This window comes from Paenibacillus hemerocallicola (assembly GCF_006265175.1).
GTDB lineage: Bacteria > Bacillota > Bacilli > Paenibacillales > NBRC-103111 > Paenibacillus_AB > Paenibacillus_AB hemerocallicola.
In genome coordinates this window covers 108,330-124,002 of the sequence record NZ_VDCQ01000006.1, presented here as the reverse complement: position 1 = coordinate 124,002, position 15,673 = coordinate 108,330, and the positions used below count along the sequence as shown (strand labels likewise).

At 55.0% G+C, this 15,673-nt stretch carries 15 protein-coding genes; 7 read left to right on the top strand and 8 right to left on the bottom strand.

Annotation, left to right across the window (positions count from 1 at the left end):
* Positions 1-12 precede the first annotated feature (12 nt).
* From ftsW to FE784_RS06435, 3 genes are all read left to right on the top strand, one after another.
* Positions 13-1,179, top strand: a complete 1,167-nt coding sequence (gene ftsW, locus FE784_RS06445) for a putative lipid II flippase FtsW (protein WP_246131927.1) — start codon at positions 13-15, stop codon at positions 1,177-1,179.
* Between the two features lie 15 nt (positions 1,180-1,194).
* Positions 1,195-1,692, top strand: coding sequence for a GNAT family N-acetyltransferase (locus tag FE784_RS06440; protein WP_139601314.1), 498 nt, complete (start codon positions 1,195-1,197; stop codon positions 1,690-1,692).
* 263 nt (positions 1,693-1,955) lie between these two features.
* Complete coding sequence (locus tag FE784_RS06435) at positions 1,956-2,513, top strand: DJ-1/PfpI family protein (protein ID WP_139601313.1); 558 nt, start codon at positions 1,956-1,958, stop codon at positions 2,511-2,513.
* Between the two features lie 170 nt (positions 2,514-2,683).
* Here the strand turns inward: FE784_RS06435 and FE784_RS06430 are convergent, their stop codons facing one another.
* On the bottom strand, positions 2,684-3,064 hold the full coding sequence (locus tag FE784_RS06430) for an Asp23/Gls24 family envelope stress response protein (protein ID WP_139601312.1): 381 nt from the start codon (positions 3,062-3,064) through the stop codon (positions 2,684-2,686).
* 183 nt (positions 3,065-3,247) lie between these two features.
* Between FE784_RS06430 and cax the strand changes: the two genes are divergently transcribed.
* Positions 3,248-4,306, top strand: a complete 1,059-nt coding sequence (gene cax, locus FE784_RS06425) for a calcium/proton exchanger (RefSeq protein WP_139601311.1) — start codon at positions 3,248-3,250, stop codon at positions 4,304-4,306.
* A gap of 607 nt (positions 4,307-4,913) precedes the next feature.
* On the opposite strand, the gene FE784_RS06420 is transcribed toward cax, so the two are convergent.
* Entirely contained in the window at positions 4,914-5,207 is a 294-nt protein-coding gene (locus FE784_RS06420; protein ID WP_139601310.1) for an Fpa/YlaN family protein, read from the bottom strand.
* A gap of 172 nt (positions 5,208-5,379) precedes the next feature.
* Between FE784_RS06420 and FE784_RS06415 the strand changes: the two genes are divergently transcribed.
* A complete protein-coding gene (locus tag FE784_RS06415) occupies positions 5,380-6,627 on the top strand; it encodes a PucR family transcriptional regulator (protein WP_139601309.1) in 1,248 nt (415 codons plus the stop codon).
* Positions 6,628-6,727: 100 nt separating this feature from the next.
* Positions 6,728-7,837 carry an alanine dehydrogenase gene (gene ald / locus FE784_RS06410; protein WP_139601308.1) on the top strand — a complete coding sequence of 370 codons (1,110 nt, stop codon included), beginning with the start codon at positions 6,728-6,730 and terminating at the stop codon, positions 7,835-7,837.
* Between the two features lie 70 nt (positions 7,838-7,907).
* Here ald and FE784_RS06405 read toward each other — a convergent pair whose 3' ends face one another.
* The 5 genes from FE784_RS06405 to FE784_RS06380 all read right to left on the bottom strand — a co-directional run bounded on the left by FE784_RS06405 (position 7,908) and on the right by FE784_RS06380 (position 13,237).
* Positions 7,908-8,156 carry an HPr family phosphocarrier protein gene (locus tag FE784_RS06405; protein ID WP_139601307.1) on the bottom strand — a complete coding sequence of 83 codons (249 nt, stop codon included), beginning with the start codon at positions 8,154-8,156 and terminating at the stop codon, positions 7,908-7,910.
* A 171-nt stretch (positions 8,157-8,327) separates the two neighbouring features.
* Entirely contained in the window at positions 8,328-9,443 is a 1,116-nt protein-coding gene (locus FE784_RS06400; RefSeq protein WP_139601306.1) for an aminopeptidase, read from the bottom strand.
* A 17-nt stretch (positions 9,444-9,460) separates the two neighbouring features.
* Positions 9,461-10,153, bottom strand: a complete 693-nt coding sequence (locus FE784_RS06395) for a TVP38/TMEM64 family protein (RefSeq protein ID WP_139601305.1) — start codon at positions 10,151-10,153, stop codon at positions 9,461-9,463.
* A gap of 209 nt (positions 10,154-10,362) precedes the next feature.
* Positions 10,363-11,244, bottom strand: coding sequence for a hypothetical protein (locus FE784_RS06385; protein WP_139601304.1), 882 nt, complete (start codon positions 11,242-11,244; stop codon positions 10,363-10,365).
* Positions 11,245-11,329: 85 nt separating this feature from the next.
* Positions 11,330-13,237, bottom strand: a complete 1,908-nt coding sequence (locus FE784_RS06380) for a GGDEF domain-containing protein (protein ID WP_139601303.1) — start codon at positions 13,235-13,237, stop codon at positions 11,330-11,332.
* A gap of 366 nt (positions 13,238-13,603) precedes the next feature.
* Here FE784_RS06380 and rpsD point away from each other — a divergent pair, with 366 nt between their 5' ends.
* Positions 13,604-14,203, top strand: a complete 600-nt coding sequence (gene rpsD, locus FE784_RS06375) for a 30S ribosomal protein S4 (RefSeq protein WP_139601302.1) — start codon at positions 13,604-13,606, stop codon at positions 14,201-14,203.
* A 50-nt stretch (positions 14,204-14,253) separates the two neighbouring features.
* On the opposite strand, the gene tyrS is transcribed toward rpsD, so the two are convergent.
* Positions 14,254-15,510 carry a tyrosine--tRNA ligase gene (gene tyrS / locus FE784_RS06370; protein WP_139601301.1) on the bottom strand — a complete coding sequence of 419 codons (1,257 nt, stop codon included), beginning with the start codon at positions 15,508-15,510 and terminating at the stop codon, positions 14,254-14,256.
* Positions 15,511-15,673: the final 163 nt, after the last annotated feature.

Sequence of the window (15,673 nt, the reverse complement as noted above, 5' to 3'; positions counted from 1 at the left end):
GGCGGAACCGTTATGAACGAACCCCGTAGGGGCACACCGGATTTCATGCTGCTGCTGCTTACGTTTCTGCTCGTCGGTTTCGGGCTCGTGATGGTTTTCAGTGCAAGCTCCGTTATCGCGCTTGCCAAGGAAGAGTTCAACAACGATCCGTTATATTTCGTAAAAAGACAAGCCATCTTTGCCGTAGCCGGCACGGTTGGCATGTTTTTTCTTATGAATATTCCGGCCGGCAAGCTCCGTCCGCTGCTTCGTCCCGCTTTTATAGGCGTGCTCATCCTGCTTGCGCTCGTTCCGTTTCTCGGAATCAAAGTTAACGGGGCCAGAAGCTGGTTCATTTTCGGAGGTTTCGGCATGCAGCCTTCGGAATATGCCAAGGTCGCCGTCATCCTTTATTTATCTTTATTGATCAGCAAAAAGGGAGAGAGATTCCGCGATTTGAAAAAGGGACTCCTCCCTACGGTCATTATCGTCGGCATCGTGGCCGGACTGATCATGATGCAGCCCGACTTCGGCTCGACGATGATTCTGGTCTTGGCCGCTTCACTCGTTATCGTCGTCGGAGGCGCGAACCTGAAACATATTTTTCTTGCTGTCGGATCGATGGCCGTTATCGCCTCTTTAGTTTTGACCATATACGTGCTCACCTCAGACTCGCTCGGGTACCGGATGGACCGGGTATCGTGCTATTTGAACCCATGGTTCGATCCGCAAGGGGCTTGCTATCAGATCGTCCAATCTCTATATGCATTCGGGCATGGCGAATTGATCGGCGCCGGCTTCGGGAAAAGCATTCAAAAAATGCACTATCTTCCGGAAGCGCACAACGATTTCATCTTTGCGATTATCGGCGAGGAGTTCGGCTTTCTCGGCACAATCTTTTTTTTGTTCTGTTATTTGATGCTATTGTGGCGCGGCATTATCGTCTCCCTGCGATGCACCGATTCCTTCGGGAGCTTGGCCGGTACCGGAATCGTCGGACTTATCGGCATCCAGGCGCTGATCAATATGGGCGGCGTGACGGGAACGATTCCGATGACCGGAGTGACGCTGCCGTTTATCAGCTATGGGGGCTCCTCCCTGCTGGTCATGATGTGCAGCATCGGCATTTTGCTCAGTATTTCCAGGGAGCATTCCCGTCCGGACAAGGAGCATAAGGAACGGAGACAACAGCGGGGATAGGTGGAGGGATGCGTAGTGCCCGTTCAAATTCGCTACGCGGTGCGGGAAGATTTACCGAAGCTGCTCGACATTTACAACGATGCGATATTGTATTCCGCCGCCACCTTCGATTTGGCGACTCAAACGATAAACGAACGCGAAGCATGGTTCGGTCAGTTCGAGGACCGTTATCCGCTTATCGTGGCCGAGCAGGAAGGCTTCGTATCGGGATATTGCAGCTTGTCCCCTTTTCGGAGCAAGCCCGCCTATGATCGCACCGTAGAAATTTCGATCTATCTGGATAAAGAACGGCGGGGCGGCGGAATCGGCACCGCCCTGCTGGAACGGATGCTCGGGATCGCCAGGGAGCGCGGCTTTCATGTCGTCATTGCCGCCATTACGGGAGGCAACGAGACTAGCGTTCGGCTCCACCGGAAATTCGGCTTCGTCCCGATCGGCGTATTCCGCGAAGTCGGCTACAAATTCGACGCTTGGCAAGACGTGCACTTTTTTCAGCTCATTATTCCCGAATAATACAAGATCGATAGTCGGAACGGCGCCCATGGCGCCGTTTTGTCGTTAAAGCATTTATAAATCCCGGGGTTCCCGCAAAGTACCCGGATAGGCATCGGAGCATAGACTCCACTTCGCGGGGGTATGTTGTAGTATTCGAGCCGCATTTACAAAACATTTCATTTTCCCCCTCTTTACAAGAAACGGATGCTGTTTCATGATAGATTTATTAGGTTAAATAGTAGTTGGCCTATCTTTCATCCAAATGGAGGAGCGTGAAATCGATGTCCAAAAAAATATTGATCATCACCGGTGACGCTGCGGAATCGTTGGAGGTATACTACCCGTTTTACCGCATTCTGGAGGAAGGGTATGAAGCCGTGATCGCTTCCCCGACCAAGAAAGTGCTGCGGACGGTCGTACACGATTTTGAAGGATGGGATACATATACGGAAAAACCGGGCTATCAGCTGGAGTCGCACGTTTCGTTCGCGGAAGTGAATCCCGACGAGTTCGATGGCCTTATTATTCCCGGAGGCCGGGCTCCGGAATATATCCGGTTGGACGTGCACATCCCCCGCATCGTCAGCCATTTTTTCGAAACGAACAAGCCGGTCGGCGCCATTTGCCACGCCGCTCTCGTACTCGCCGTCGTGAAGAACGGCAGCTATTTCGAAGGCCGTACGATGACCGCGTATACGGCCTGCCGGCCGGATGTGGAGAATCTAGGCGCCGCCTATGCGAAGGACACGCTCTTCGTGGACGGAAACCTCGTCTCCGGCCATGCTTGGCCGGATTTGCCCGGCTTTATGCGCGAGTTCCTCAAGCTCGTACGAAGCTGACCTTTCATTTGCCAGCGGCGCTTTTGCGCCGCTTTTTGGCTTCCCGGAAAACGGAGTGGAGCGGCGGATTCAGAAAAACAATGGTTTACTGGAGCGCGGAGGCCATCCGGCCGCGCAGCGGACCTTTTTTACGCAAACAAAAAAGCGGCGCCTAAGCACCGCTCCATTATTCACTTGATTCGGATGGCCGTTTCCTCTGCTTCCTCTTCCTTGAACGCGACGCCTTCGACCTTCACGTTGACTTCAACGACGTTCAGCCCCGTCATGTTTTCCACGGCTTCCTTCACGTTTTCCTGCAGGTGGCGGCATACCTCTTGTATTTTCGAACCGAAGTTGACGATTACTCGCAAATCGATCGCCGCCTCCAGCTGTCCGACTTCGACGGACACGCCCTTCTGTACGTTTTTCCCGCTAAGCCGTTTGGCTAGTCCTTCCGAAATGCCTCCCGACATGGCGGCGATTCCCGGAGTTTCAAGTGCGGCCAGTCCGGCGATCGTGGCTACGACGTCATCGGAAATGCGGATCATCCCCGTTTGAATGTCAGCGGACATTTGTCTCACTCCTTGTATACGAATATTTCCATTGTACCTTGTTCACGGGCCCGTTCGCAACCGAACCGGAAACCGTGTCGGAAAACGTTAGGTACTTCTATGCATTCGCGAAAATTTCCTATATAGTAGAATAGGATTTGGAACAATAAGGAACACTTGTAGAAGTCGGAAGGAGTATGGGATATGAAACAAAAGCTGTTTTACGCCATTTTGATCGCCAGCTTCGCGCTCAGCGCCGTTGCCCACTATAGCGGAATGTCCGGCACGCTGCAGTTTTTCCTGTGCTGCATTGCGGTCATCTTCGCGGCAGGCTTCATGGGCAAGGCGACGGAAAGCGTAGCTCACTACGCCGGCCAGCGCGTAGGCGGATTTCTGAACGCCACGTTCGGAAATGCGGCCGAGCTGATCATCGCCATATTCCTGGTCAAAGACGGCTTGCACGATATGGTCAAAGCAAGCATCACCGGCTCGATCATCGGCAATATGCTGCTCGTTCTCGGACTCAGCGTCCTGTTGGGCGGACTGAAATTCAAGGTGCAGAACTTCAACGTCAAGCTGGCCGGCTATAATGCTTCCATGATGCTGCTGGCCGTCGTCGCCCTGTTCATTCCGGCGCTCTTCGCCAGAAGCTTCACCTCCAAAGAAACGGACGAGCTTAGCATAACCGTCGCCATTATCCTGATCGTGGCATACGCGCTCTGGCTTCTCTTCTCGATGATTACTCATAAGGATGAGCTGAGCGACACCGCTGCGGGCGACGAGGACGCCAATGCGCACGAGATGAACTGGAGCAAAAGAAAGTCCATCTTGTTCTTGGTGCTCGCCACCGTCATGGTTGCTTTCATCAGCGAATGGCTGGTCGGGACGCTCGAAGAGTTCACGCACAAGTTCGGCTTGTCCGAGCTGTTCGTCGGCGCATTTCTGATCGCCATTATCGGCAATGCGGCAGAGCATAGCGCCGCCGTCTTCCTGGCCATGAAAAACAAAATCGGCGCCGCCGTCGAAATCGCCATCGGCAGCAGTCTGCAAATCGCCTTGTTCGTCGCGCCGGTGCTGGTCATTGTCAGTTACTTCATGGGCAACACGATGAACATCGTATTCACGACCTACGAGTTGGCGGCTATCGGCGTATCTGCCGTCATTGCCAAATCGATCTCCCAGGACGGCTCGACGAACTGGTACGAGGGCGTACTGCTTCTGGTCGTCTATATCATTTTGGGTATCGCGTTCTTCCTGGTGTAGGCTCGGCTCGAGGCAGCAGCTGCGTCCCCCAGTCCGCCATCATAACAAGTTTGCGGCAAAAACTGCGACAGCATGATCCGCACACAATGTGGTAGCCTCTTGATGAAGCGAGTGCAGCGTGTTCTCGTAAATAGAGGAACTATATTCCGCTATGGTCCCGAACTCCGTGACACGCTTGAAGATAACGGAACAGACTTCCGTTATTTCGATCCTTCGGGGTGAAAATGATCGTAAACAGCGGAATATCGGAGTGGATTTCCGTTATTTTGTGATCGAGATCGATTTTCGAGCGCATAACATACGACTGTTCCGCTATTTGTTGGATTCGCGGGTTGCCGGATTCACGGGTTGCCGGATTCGCGGTCCCGCAACCGGAAGTGCAGACGGACTTCTTCACCCCATGCGAGGCATATAGTTCCGTATGCGGATAATGCTATCGGTAGAAAAAAAAGGAACTTCACCGCTCTTCTCCCATCGTGCAGCAAATGCCATGAATTGGGGGAGTGGAATGAAGTTCCTTTTTATTTCCGCGAACGGAATAACCCGATTCGGAGGAACGGCTACTCTTATGCATGAGGCAAAAAAAAAACGAGCGGCTCCAGAAGAGCTACTCGCCTTTGCTTTTCGCCAACGCCTCGTGCAATACGGCGAGCTTGCGCTCCAGCTCGCTCAAAATGCTCTTGCCGACAACCTCGGATATGAGTCCCGCGCGAGCGGCGAAGTCGATTTCCCGGGAGAGCCCGTACATTTGTGTATCCAATACCTCTTCGTAAAGAGGGCATCTGCGATTCGTTAACGATTCCATCTGAATTTGAATCAGCTTCTCGATGTTGTCCGCATCTTCTTGAAGAAGCGTCAACGCTTTTTGGTGCAAGCTTACCATGACGTCCGATGAAGACATACCGTTTCCCCCTTTGCGCAAAGCTCATCCAGCCTCTATATGCATATGATAGACGAAAATCGACGATTACACAAGCGATATGAAAATGTACATCCCTATTTTTCGAGATTGAATCCGATTGGGCCAATCGCTACAATAAGATCGAACCCCATACATAGTGAGGAGCGCGCGGATGAACGCGGAAACGAATCCTTTCAACCGGAGCTTCGATCATTTGGAGGCTTTGGCCGATACGATCGGCGAAGTGCTCCAGGCAGCGGTTACGATCGAAGACGCCAACCACCGTCTGCTCGCCTACAGCAAGCACGATCTTCAAACCGACGCGGCCCGAATCGCCACGATTATCGGCAGGCGGGTACCCGAGAATGTGATAGGCAGCCTTTGGAAAGACGGCGTCATCCCCCGCCTGATGGAAACGGAAGAGCCGATCCGGGTGAAATCGATCGGCGAAGTCGGGCTGGGTGACCGCGTCGCGGTCGCGATACGCAAAGACAATCAAGTCCTCGGATACATATGGGCGCTCGAGGTGTACCGCCCGTTGGACGATAACGCCCTGCTCCAACTGAAGCTGGCGGCCGGCGCGGCGAAGATCAAGCTGCTGCGCCTGCAGACGCAAAGACGCAAAGAGGACGAGGAGCGCCGCGACTATTTCTGGGAGCTTCTGACCGGCCACCACAAAACGCAGCCCCATGCCCGCGCCAAAGCCGAGTCGCTCGGTATCCGGCTGCCCGAGACGTTTTGCGTCGTCGTCTTCCAATTCCGGTCCGAAGTGAACGATACCCTGCAGCAGCAAATTCATTACATGGTCACGACGACGCAGCGGGTACGGCCGATCTTCCATGTCATATCCGGCAACCAGCTGATCGTGCTCGTGGCAAGCGCGAACTCGGCGCGTTTTTCTGCGGACGCCGCGGATTTCGTCTCCGCTTTTTTCCAGCAAATCGAAGACCGTTTCGGCAGCTCGCCGCTAGAAGCGGGCATCGGCGCCGTATACGAGGAGATCACAGCGGTCGAGCAAAGCTATCGCGAAGCGTTGACCGTGCTGCAAATCAAAGCGCAATTTCCGGCCGAAACCGGAACGATCGTCCATTATCACGAGCTGGGCTATTATCGCTATCTTCCTTATTTTCTCGAGCAAAAACGGCTTCACCGGTACGAAAATCCGAGCCTGCGGCGATTGAGAGCGTATGACCGCGAGCATCACGCCAATCTGCTCGAAACGTTGGAAATCTTTCTTGCGACCGGGGGAAACGCGAAGGATGCCGCAGATCTTTTGCACGTGCATACGAATACGCTGTCTTACCGGCTGAAGCGGATTGCGGACATCGGAGCGATCGATTTTACGAATATCGACCAGAGAATCACTTTGTTTCTGGACTTGAAGACGGACAAATGGAGCGGGAGCCCGGGGTATTTGTGATTTTTCACAAGCCCGGTCTCTTTTTTTCTCGCTCGGGGACGAAGCCGGACGGCTCGTACACACGTATACTTGTATCAAACGAGCGTGGGGGCTGGAGAAGATGAGAATCGGAATACCGAAAGAAATCAAAAACAACGAAAACCGGGTAGCGATTACGCCTGCCGGCGTGATGGCTATGGTCAAAGCCGGACACGAGGTCCGGGTAGAAGCGAACGCCGGTGCCGGAAGCGGATTTCGCGACGAGGATTACGCGGCGGCCGGAGCTTTACTATGCGCGGGGCCAGCCGAGGTTTGGGAACGATCGGACATGGTCATGAAGGTGAAGGAGCCGTTGTCCGCGGAATACGCTTATTTCAGACCGGGGTTGATTTTGTTCACGTACTTGCACCTGGCAGCCGAGCCGGAGCTGGCGAAAGCGCTCACAGACAAAGGCGTGACCGCCATTGCTTACGAGACCGTTCAAGTGAACCGCACCCTTCCCCTGCTCACTCCGATGAGCGAAGTGGCGGGCCGGATGGCGGCCCAAATCGGCGCCCAATTTCTGGAACGCCCGAAAGGCGGCAAAGGGATTCTTCTCGGCGGCGTGCCCGGCGTGAAGCGCGGCAAGGTGACGATCATCGGCGGCGGCGTAGTCGGCACGAACGCGGCGAAGATTGCGATAGGGCTGGGCGCCGATGTGACGATTATCGACATGAGCGCGGAGCGGCTGCGCCAGCTGGACGACATATTCGGCACTCAAATCCATACGTTGATGTCCAATCCGCTTCATATCGCGGAAGCGGTGGCCGAATCCGATCTCGTCATCGGGGCGGTCCTTATTCCCGGGGCCAAAGCGCCGAAGCTCGTCCCGGAAAGCTCGGTCCGTTCGATGTCGCCGGGGTCCGTCATTATTGACGTCGCCATCGATCAGGGCGGCATCTTCGAAACGGTCGACCGGCTGACGACGCACGACAGTCCTACCTATGAAAAATTCGGAGTCGTCCACTATGCCGTCGCCAATATGCCGGGAGCGGTGCCTCGCACCTCCACGATGGCTCTGACCAACGCTACGCTGCCGTATGCGCTTGAAATCGCCAATTACGGCATTTTGGCACTCTCGCGCAACGAAGCTCTCCTGAGCGGCGTCAACACGCTGCGGGGAGCCATCACGCACCCTGCCGTAGCCAAAGATCTCGGCTATGCATTCGTTCCCGTCGAGCAAGCGGTTTAATGTGCCGCACAATAGAAAAAGGCTGTCCGGCATACGTCCGGACAGCCTTTTTCTGGTGGCGCTGCGGCTCTTACTCGCTTACCACGTTTACGCTCAAGCTATGTTTTTGGAACACGTCTACCATTGCCTTCGTCGCTTCCTCGGCGTCGGGACCATGTACGTGCAAATCGTAAGTGCCCGAATCGAGCAAAGTCGTAAACAGGCCGAGAATGCTCTTGACGTCGATGAACTTGTTCTCGTATTGGAGAACGATGGAAGATCTGAATTTGTTGGCCGTTTGCGATACTTCAACAATTGCCGCGTTGCTTGCGCTAGTCATGACACAATCCCTCCAAAAAGAAGCGGCACAAGTCCGGCTTCCGTATTTAGGAACGTCTGCGTATTGAGTGAGAACTTCGGTACGCACCCGTTCTTGCATGCTTCTATCTTATCGTGGAACAAGTATTCGCGCAATGACCTTTTTACCTGAAATTGCTGCTGGGACCGTAATTTACTTCAAACGCTCCGGATTGAGACCTTCCAGCTCCGGGATGACGAACCGTCCGTCCTTGCGGATGAGGACATCGTCGAAATACACTTCTCCTCCGCCGTATTCGGGCCGTTGGATCAGCACCAAATCCCAATGAACCGACGACCGATTGCCGTTGTCGCATTCCTCGTACGCTTGCCCGGGAGTGAAATGCAGGCTGCCGTCGATTTTCTCGTCGAACAGCGTATCCTTCATCGGATGCAAAATATGCGGGTTGAAGCCGAGACTGAATTCGCCGATATATCGGGCGCCCTCGTCGGTATCCAGCAGTTCGTTCAGCCGTTTCGTATCGTTCGCGGCAGCCTCTACGATTTTCCCGTTCTCGAACCGGAAACGGACGTTCTCGAACGTAATGCCCGAGTTGACGCTCGGCGTATTGTACGACAGCACCCCGTTCACGGAATCCCGCACCGGGCAAGAAAACACTTCCCCGTCCGGAATATTGCGGAGGCCAGCGCATTTTTTTGCGCCGATTCCTTTGATCGAGAACGACAAGTCGGTGCCGGGACTGACGATGCGCACTTTGTCGGTGCGTCTCATCAAATCGGCCAGCGGATCCATCGCCGCGTCCATTTTCCGGTAGTCCAGATTGCAGACGTCGAAGTAAAAGTCTTCGAACGCGCGCGTGCTCATATTGGCCGACTGGGCCATCGACGGGTTCGGGTAGCGGAGAACGACCCACTTCGTCTTCTTGACCCTCCGCTCCAAATGAATCGGTCTGTAATATATGCTTTTGTACATATCGTGCTTGTCGTTCGGGACGTCCGACATTTCGTTCACATTTTCCCCCGAACGGACGGCTATGTAGCAATCCATCTGCTCCATGCGGCGCAAATCCATCTCCGCCCAATGCTCCAGCTGCTCCTTCGTGATCGATTGGAGCATGGAGCTCAGTACGGCACGGTCTTCGTACAGGACATACGGGAATCCGCCTTTGGCGTGCACCTGCTCTACGAGGCAGCGGACAATCTCCCTCTCGGAGCCGATCATCTCGATCAGCACTTTTTCTCCCGGCTTCACGTCCACGGAATAGCCTACCAGGTTGGCGGCCAACGTTTGCAGACGGGGATCTCTCATAAGCGGAATCATCTCCTTTAGATGGGATCGATATCGTCATGCTTGCCGGTCCATTTGTGTTTCAGCCTATGTCCCAGCCATAGCAGCAGAACGAACAGCATCAGTACGATCATGAATCGGCCCTTATGCTCTTGGAATCGGAGCAAATCGTGTCCGATCAGCGTCTCCAGTAGCACGATCGGCAGCTTGCCGATGACCGTCGCGGCAAAAAACGGACGGAAGCGGATTTTCGAAACTCCCGCGCCGAAGTTGATCAGCGAAGACGGGACGATCGGCATCAACCGGCCGATCAGCGTGTAGAAGAAGCCGTCAAGCTCCATCTTCCGGTTAAACGACTGAACGGACGCATATTTCGACAGCTTCGCCTCCACATAGTCGTGAGCGACATACCGGGCGATGACGAAGGCCGCCGCCGCCGAGACGCAGGACATTACATAATTGATGGCAAAGCCGCCGTACAAGCCGAACACGTAAGCGTTGGCGCCGGCAATCAGCACGAACGGAATAAACGGGAACCACGTCTGGAAAAAGATCGCCATCATTCCCGCTATAACCGCAAAAATCCCGAAGGAATGCAGCAAGTCGGCCAACTGCTCCACATTGCCGTGACGCAGCTCCCTCCCGGCTTCGGTAAACAGTACGAGGTAGAGCGTAGCCCCGAACAAGGCCAGCGGAATGCTGAATTTCCAACCGAGACGAATGTTGTTCAATCCGAACCGCCCTCCCTAGTTTCCCCATGCTTTCCCATCGTACCGAAGCAAGCTTGCTTACCCAAAAAAAGCGAAAAAGCCCCGCCCTCACCGGATTCCCCGCCAAGGCATCGATCGGAGGCTTTTCTAATTGTATCACGGATTCGGGCATTGTAAATGGAAACGAAATAAGCTCCCCGGGGTGCAGAGCACGTCCGTTTCGCAGTGTGTCAAGTACCGTTCGTTCGATGACGGTAGCCGGTAAACCGGTAATCGATCCGGGTCGTTTCCCGTTTCGTCCGGCCGTCCGCGTTGTACGTCATTTCCGTCTCGACCTGCATTTTTTGCGGCAGCCGATTGACTCGATCGACCCAGATGCGGTATACGGAGCTCGCCTGAAGCGAACCGTTCGCCTCCTCGAGCAGACGCTTCGTCTTTTGCACGTTTTGATCCAGCTCGTCCTTCATCCGGGCGGCTTCGCGCTCCGACAAGCCGTGCTTCGCTCTCAAATCTGCAAGCTTCTTGTCCGTATCGAGGACACCCGCTTGCCGGCTTAACTGCTTTCTGACCGCTTCGGTCGTTTCCGTGGCGGCAGGCGTAACGGTCAGTACGGTCAGGCGGTTCTCCGCGTCATCCCGAACGCCCGCTACCTGCTTATCCATCGTATTGAGCTGTTCGAGCTTGTAGAGCGGGCTCCACGGCAGCAGCATATTGGCGCTTTCTTCCGAATCGGCTTCCGCCAATACCCACTCGTTTTCCTTGCGGCTGAACACGATCGGAGCCTCCGTCCGCTCCCGGTCCGTTCCAAGCATGGCGGCTCCGCCGCCTCCGCTGCGGTCAAACGTCATGGATAGCCGATTATGTCCGGTAACGACTCCTTGAAAAGTAATTCCTTCCTGCAGCGGAAGGCCGCCGACCGAAACGCTGGTCGTTCCCTCGAACAGAAAATCGTCCGTTCCGGACAATCCGGATATGGTCTGCTTCAACATCTCGTTCGGCTCGGTCTGCATTCCGGCCAGCGAGCAAGCCGCAGCAAGGACGGCGAACGCTCCGAGTGCGGTCGCCGCGAATGCGAATCGCCGAAACCGGCCCCGATTTCGTTTGTTAGGCATGGAATCCCTCCTGGGCAGCGAAGCTCATCGTTCCTGATTATCGTTTCCCCGGAATGGATTGTTATGCGTTTCCGTCGATTGCCGCTCAACCTATGCAAATCCGGTTTTTGCCGGAATGCTTTGCCTTATACAGAGCCATGTCCGCCCGGTAAAACAGCGATTCCACGCTGATCTTCTCGTCTTCCCAGTTCCAATCCGATACGCCGCACGACACCGAAACCTTCGGCGACGTTTCCGTCAGCACTCTCCGGCGTATACGCTCGGCCACGTGCATCGCCTGCTCCTTCGTCGCTTGCGACAAATAAACGGCCAGCTCCTCCCCGCCCCAGCGGGATGCGATATCGCCTTCGCGGATGCACGAGCGGACGATCGAGCTGACGTGGATGAGCACGCGGTCGCCGACCTGATGGCCGTGAGTGTCGTTCACTTTTTTGAAATCGTCGATATCGACCACGATCAGCGAGCCGCAATAGTCTTTCTTCTGGAACGAGCCGATCTGATCGTCGAGATAATGCCTCGCGTACAGCCCCGTGAGCCGGTCGGTTTGCACCATCTTGCGGACTTCGGCATGCAGGCTCGCATTCGAGACCGCCAGGCCGATATGGCCCGACAACGTCTGCAGCAGCTTGTAATTATCGTACGAAAAGTAGTTCGCCCTGCGATGCGCGACTAAAATGACGCCCACCACGCCGCCTTCGACCATAATGGGACATGCCAGCAAAGATCGGGAATTCGTCGATTCCATCCATACCGATCGGACTTTGCTGTCGGCATGATAATCGGATATGATGACCGGCTCCTTCGTAGCGATGACGCGTCCCGAGAACCCGTAGTCGACCGCATAGTGTTCGCTGAAAAACGAAGCCGGCTCGCTCGCCCGCACGATCAATTCGGAGCTTCCCTTCTCCAGCTCCAAAATGCACGAGAAATCCGCATCGAAAATATTGCGCAGTTCGGTGGAAGCGAAATGGTATATATCATGCAGCTTCAAGCTTTGGTTCAAGCGCTGCGTAATTTCGTTAATAAGCCGAAGCTCGCCGACGAGGCGGTTCGACTGCTCGTACAGCCTCGCGTTCTCGAAGGCGCTGCCCGCCGTATCCGCCAGCATCGTGATGCTGTGCATCGTTTCGGCTTCCGGCTGCATACCGTCCGCGATCGCCAAGCGAAGTACGCCGTATACGCCCTGATTGCCGCGCAAAGGAAATACCGCCTCCAACGGCTTTCCCTCCTCATCGGTCCCGACGACCAGTCGGGCTTCGGTAAATGCGCGAAACCGGCTGTCCTCGTCCGACTGCCGGAATTGAAGCGGCTTCACCGAGGCGATGGAGCAATATTGATCATGCGACAAATAGATTTCAAACAACCGGCCCGGCAGCAGAAGCTCCAAAATGCGCATCAGCTCCGTCAACACCTGGTCGGCATCGTTGTGCAAATGGATCTGCATCGCCAAAGCGTATTGCGCCTCTTTTCGTGACGCCCTTCTCTCCTGCTCATCGATTCGGACGCGCAATTCGCGACTGGCATGCTCGGCCGTTTCCGTTCGGATACAGGCGGTGAGCGCGATACCGGCCAGCTGCATGAAGGCGGTCGTTTCCGTTTCCATGGGTTCATTGTCAGTCAGACGGACCAAATAGGCGATAAGTTCGTTGTCGTCGGAAAAAACGGGGAGTATAGCCACAGCGTAAAAATGGGCTTCCGGGTGCAGGGGCGGCCAGTGCAGGGCGGCCGTCCGGAACGATCGGTCGCGTCTGCTTGCGGTGAAGGCGGTTGTAAACGGTTCTGCTTGAAACGTCTCGGCCGTAACGGGATGCGCAGGCGCCGAAACGGAATGGACAGGGTCGTGCGTGTAATGGAGCCTGTAGCCGCCGTCAGAATCGAAAAGCGCGTAAACATCCGTTCGTCCGGGCATACGCTTCTGCATCTCGGTCACGAACGTGCGGAAAGCATCCGACATTGTTGCTGCCAGTCGGTCCTGATGTGGCATTCCTACCATGGCAAACCCCTTTTATGAAACGTCAATACTCCTATCATACTAGATTGGCAATGCCGTTGCATTAAAATTTCCATAAAGTTTTGCTAAAGCCGTCAGCCGAATATCGTTTATATGCTTCAATTAGCTTGACATTGACTATAGTCTTCTTATAAAATAAGTAGTCGAGTGGAACAAGGTGTTTGTTTAATTGGCGACGCACGATGCGACCCTCACGGTATGCGTTACCGACGGACCAGCGGCTGAACTGTCTGTCGGGAAACAAAGGGCATTTGCCCGTTTCGCAACGTTTACCGCGTCGGAACGTCTCCCCTATTCCGCCGCCTACTTGAGCAATGAAACACTATCGGATAAAGGAGCAACTTATACATGGCACGCTATACAGGTCCCAAATTTAAATTGAGCCGCCGCCTCGGCGTTTCCCTGAGCGGTACGGGCAAAGAATTGAAACGCGCATTTCCTCCGGGACAACACGGTCCGGGACAACGCAAGAAGCTGAGCGGCTACGGCATCCAGCTGCAAGAAAAACAAAAGCTTCGCCACATGTACGGCTTGGGCGAGAAGCAATTCCGCAACCTGTTCGACAAAGCTTCGAATATGCAAGGGATTTCCGGCGAAAACTTCATGATTCTGCTCGAAAGCCGTCTGGACAACCTCGTATACCGTCTCGGCTTGGCCAACTCCCGCGCCGGCGCCCGTCAGCTCGTCGCTCACGGCCACGTAACGGTTAACGGTAAAAAAGTGGATATCCCTTCTTACACGGTCAACACGGGCGACGTACTCGGCCTTCGCGAAAGAAGCCGCGCCCTGTCTTCCATTAAGGACGCATTGGCAAACCGCAACTTCTTGCCGAACTACCTCGAGTTCACCGATTCTTCGATGGAAGGCAAGTACATCCGTCTTCCGGAGCGTTCCGAGCTTCCGCAAGAAATCGACGAAAAGCAAATCGTCGAGTTTTACAGCCGTTAATTTATTGCCGACACGCATCTCCCCCGGGCTTCTGCCCGGGGGATTTCGTTTTAGACCAGTTTGATTTTGGCGAATTTCCGTTTGCCTACTTGAATGACATCCCCGTCCGCTACCGCAATGGCGGCATTCGGATCCGCTAGCTTCCGCTCATTATGCTTCACGGCGCCCTGCGCCACGCTGCGCTTCGCCTCCCCGTTCGATTCCTGCAGACCTAAGGCGACGAGCAGATGAACGATCCGGATCGTGCCGTTCTCGAGCTCCGTTCCGGAAAGCCGGACCTCCTCCAGATCGTCCGGAAGCGCCCTTTGCTGGAATACCGTTACGAAATGCCGCTCCGCTTCCTCGGCTGCCGCTTCCCCGTGGTACATGCGCACGAAAGTAAACGCCAGCTTCATCTTGGCGTCCCGGGGATGCACGCTCCCGTCGGCCAGTCCCGTCTTCAAGCCCGCAAGCTCCTCTTCGGACAAATCGGTCGCGAGCTCGTAATATTTCATCATCAGCTCGTCCGGAACGGACATCGCTTTTCCGTAAATTTCGTTGGGCAACTCATCGATGCCGATGTAATTGCCGAGGCTTTTGCTCATTTTCTGAACGCCGTCGAGTCCTTCGATGAGCGGAAGAATAATGGCCGCCTGCTGACGTTTGCCGTATTCCTTCTGCAGCGTGCGCCCCATCAGCACATTAAACTTCTGATCCGTACCGCCCAGCTCCACGTCGCTCTCCAGCTCGACCGAGTCGTAGCCCTGCATGAGCGGGTAAAAAAATTCATGGACTCCGATCGGCTGCCCGTTCGTATAACGCTTCGTGAAGTCGTCGCGCTCCAGAATGCGGGCGACCGTCACCTTGGAGGCCAGTTGGACGACATCGGCAAAATGAAGCTTGTTCAGCCACTGGGAGTTGTAATAAACGGTCGTCTGCCGCGGATTCAGCAGTTTGAAAATTTGTTTCTGGTACGTTTCCGCATTCCGTTTCACATCGTCCTCGGAAAGCTGCTTGCGCGTCTCCGACTTGCCTGTCGGGTCTCCGATCCGTCCGGTGAAATCACCGATGATCAGCTGCACCTCGTGCCCGAGATCTTGGAATTGACGAAGCTTGCGCAGCACGACCGTATGTCCTACGTGCAGATCCGGCGCCGACGGATCCATCCCCAGCTTGACCTTGAGCGGTACGCCCGTGATCAGCGACCGCGCGATGCTTTCCTTCAGCTCCTCCTCCGGCACGATTTCCACCGAGCCGCGGCGTATCGTCTCCCATTGGCGGACCGCCTCTCTTTGCTGCTCTTCCGTCAAACGTTCCCATGCTTCCATTGTCATGAACCTCCCCTTATGTGTGCGAACCCCGCGAAACGACAAAAAAAGCCTCCACGTCCACAAAGGGACGGGAAGACTTCACCCGCGGTACCACCCTAATTAAAGCAAGACCGTCCGAATGCTGTATGGCCCGGTAAAGGACTGTACGCATAGACTGCCG